The following is a 3,224-nucleotide window of genomic DNA, read 5'->3' as shown; positions in this document are numbered from 1 at the left end:
ACCTAGATAGCTGCATAGCCTATATGAAACACCCATTTAGAAGGTGGAGGCATATAAGGACTACAAATATCATAGAACGTAGTTTTAATCTAAATTTAATTGACATATTCAAATTATAATATTTTATCCAAAAATAATTTTAAGTCAGATAAAATATTATTCCAATCATATTTCTGAGCTGTAATTTTTGCATTTTTTCCTATAAAGTCTCTTTCTGCGTCGTGTGCTAATAATCGTTCAATTTCACTTACATAAGCTTTTACGTTCCCTTGCGGCACAAGAATACCATTTTGATATTGTATAAATATTTTTTTGAGATTAGGTAATTCAAATGCTACCGCTGGCTTGCCCAAAGCCATGTATTCAAAAATCTTGATAGGATAACCATATACATTGTCTCCTTTATCAATATACGGACACAAGCAAACATCTGCTTGAGCCATCCAATAGATAACCTCGGTATTAGGCAAAGAGTCCGTGATTTGGACAGAAACAGAGCCTTGTTTCTTTGGAATATTCTTATCTATCCACTTTTTGCATTTTGAATTTCCAATAGGACCAACAAGCATAACCCTAATTTTGCCTTTGTGTTGGGAAAGCTCATTAATGATTTGAGGAAAATACCTTAAATGCAGAGGTCGCATTGGACCAACATAAAAAAGCAAAAAATCTTGGAAGCTATTTTTTTTAGATTTTTTTTGCACATAAGAAAAATTTCTAATGTATTCCAAATCCACACCATTAACATGAGCGTATATTTTACTGTCAGAAATATTAAATGAATCTTTTACAACTTGGGGAAAAATAGTAATAACATAGTCAGCCTTGTGAATCATAAGACGCAGGAAGCTGTATGATATAATAGATATTATCAAATCTTTTAAAGAAGCAATACTCCACAATTTTTCTTCCTTAAAAAAATCCCAATGCTTAATAGGATTATCCCACAAATCCAAAATCCACTTACATCCTAAGAATCTTTTCATCAAATAGCCAGTAACTATACTGGCAAAATACCAATTAGAGTAAACAACATTGGGAAAAGAATTTTTTGCAAGCTCCAGCCCTTTTATAAAAGCCCATAAGATAAAAGGTAGGTTTTTTTGACTATCCTCCCAAATGTTAACAGACTTAAAATATGGCAACATCCACTCAGTTTCAGGATATTTATATTTCATAATCAAATGGGTACAGTAGTTTGTGGCTAAAAATTTCGCTTTCTGAAATGAATTTGTATTAGGATAAGGGCTTATTTTTGGTGTTATGTAAATAATCTCCTTTTTTTTCATTATATTAACCCAAGTTGCTACCTGATAGAAGATTATTTTATAATAGACAAAAATTCTTTTAGGGAAAAAAGATGAGGGAGATTGAAGTAATTACTATTTATTGCATCATAGATGATATACTCAAAAGCTTAGGCTGGAAAGATGACAAACAAGCAAAAATGAGTTCAGCCGAGGTTCTTACTACTGCCATAATAGCTTGTCTTGCCTTTGGAGGAAATTTCACTAAAGCTCTTAATTTTATGACACTGTTTTGCTCTTATGTCCTTGAAAAAAGCAGATTTTTGAGAAGATTAAACAAATTAAAAAAAAGAAATGAATGTGATATTTTGGCAAATTACGCAAATATTTAATGCTATTCCTGTTGGATTTGTGGAAGAATACGCTATAGATTCTTTTCCAGTGAAAGTGTGTGAAAATATAAGAGCTAACAGATGCAAGATAGCACCATCAAGAGAATTCAGAGGTTATATAGCATCAAAAAAGATGTATTTTCACGGTTTAAAACTTCACATTATTGCCTCTAACAAAGGCTATGTTAAAGAATTCCTTATAACTCCTGGAAGTGTTCATGATATTAATGGTCTTTATGGACTTCCTTTAAATTTGGAAGAGGGTTCAATTCTTTACGGTGACAGAGGATATACAGATTATGAAATTGAAGACTTACTTAAGGAAGTAGAAAAAATAAACTTAATGCCGATAAGAAAAAAGAATTCAAAAAGATTTGATGCATTTAAACAATTTATTGTAAAAATGAATAGGAAATTTATAGAGACAATAGGTTCATGTCTTAATGGGTTATTTCCTAAAAAGATTCATGCTGTAACTTTGAATGGTTTTCTACTGAAACTTATTTTATTTGTGTTGGGTTTTAACGTTCAACGTCTTATAAAGGTAGCAACTTGAGTTATATTATTCTACACTTAACTGCAAAAGTTTTTAGGCACTGCCGAATTTTCTCAAAATCAATCCATAATGGATTGATTTGAAGAGGCATTATAATATGTTGAAGTTCTTCTCGTGATAAAAGAGGTTGATTTATATCTGTAATTTTGAGCACTTGCAAGATTTTTTGAATTTCCTCATCATTATCAATTATTTCCTTCAAGCGGGACTCAATGCCTTGAAATTCTCCATTTCTTGTATACTGATATATCCTTTTTTCACCGTTTTTATACAAGAGATCTATAGCGGTCTTACTTCCAAAGATAATATGATGTTTCTTTTTCCAATAACACTCCTTTCCGGGAAAGTATTCCATTTGTAAATATTTACATAAACTTTTCAACTTATAAGAAGGTGAAGAGGTTAAATCTTCTAGCTTTATAGATCGAAAAAAAGGTACAATAGTAAAATACCCTCGATGATAATTTGCCCAAGATTTACGCCAGCCTTTAAGTGCACCCCGTTTCCATCTAGAATGAGCAAAATTTAAAGGTTCTTTCCATATTAAAATATGCTTTAATTCTATAAAACTATTTTTATTGTATTTAATCTGATCTCTAACCCAAGCAAGAGATTTACTAGAATCAATTATAAACTTCAAATCAGGAATCTTTTCAAATAGAGCTTTATAAACATTTGCCTCACCATAATATTTAATTACATGCCATATGGAACATTCGGGATTATTACAGTTGCATCGAAGGCTTAGCTCAGATCTTTTTTGAGGACGAAAAAGTCCGTATAATTCCCCACACGAAAAAGCATTATTTGCATTACCTAGCATCAAATCAAGCATAGTTGAACCACTACGACCCGTCCCTCCTATCATTATTACTATTTTTTTCATAAGGATTCTCCCACTTTTTTATTTAAAGCTCTTCACATAAGTCAAAGTTATTTCATTTTTAATTTACAAATGATTTGTAATTTTGTGTAAACATTACTATTAAATAAAATGGATTTTTTAGTATTAATTATATTGTCTTAAAT

2 protein-coding genes and 1 pseudogene are annotated in these 3,224 nt (G+C 30.8%); 1 reads left to right on the top strand and 2 read right to left on the bottom strand.

The window, feature by feature from the left end; genetic code table 11:
- Positions 1 to 113: 113 nt before the first annotated feature.
- The gene (locus J7J33_04445; GenBank protein MCD6168537.1) at positions 114 to 1,289 is read right to left on the bottom strand and encodes a glycosyltransferase; all 1,176 of its coding nucleotides are present in this window, start codon (positions 1,287 to 1,289) and stop codon (positions 114 to 116) included.
- A gap of 71 nt (positions 1,290 to 1,360) precedes the next feature.
- On the opposite strand from J7J33_04445, the pseudogene J7J33_04440 reads away from it, so the two are divergent.
- Positions 1,361 to 2,195 (top strand): annotated as a pseudogene (locus J7J33_04440) (IS982 family transposase).
- A 1-nt stretch (position 2,196) separates the two neighbouring features.
- On the opposite strand, the gene J7J33_04435 reads toward J7J33_04440, so the two are convergent.
- Positions 2,197 to 3,081: a hypothetical protein gene (locus J7J33_04435; GenBank protein MCD6168536.1), complete on the bottom strand. Its 885-nt coding sequence runs from the start codon at positions 3,079 to 3,081 to the stop codon at positions 2,197 to 2,199.
- Between the last annotated feature and the right edge of the window lie 143 nt (positions 3,082 to 3,224).

It is taken from the genome of Caldisericia bacterium, from assembly GCA_021158845.1.
GTDB lineage: Bacteria > Caldisericota > Caldisericia > B22-G15 > B22-G15 > B22-G15.
This window is presented reverse-complemented; position numbering and strand designations above follow the sequence as displayed.

Bases quoted from the DNA above. Each gene is read 5' to 3' on its own strand.
- J7J33_04445 (MCD6168537.1), bottom strand. From the start codon at position 1,289: ATGAAAAAAAAGGAGATTATTTACATAACACCAAAAATAAGCCCTTAT.
- J7J33_04435 (MCD6168536.1), bottom strand. From the start codon at position 3,081: ATGAAAAAAATAGTAATAATGATAGGAGGGACGGGTCGTAGTGGTTCA.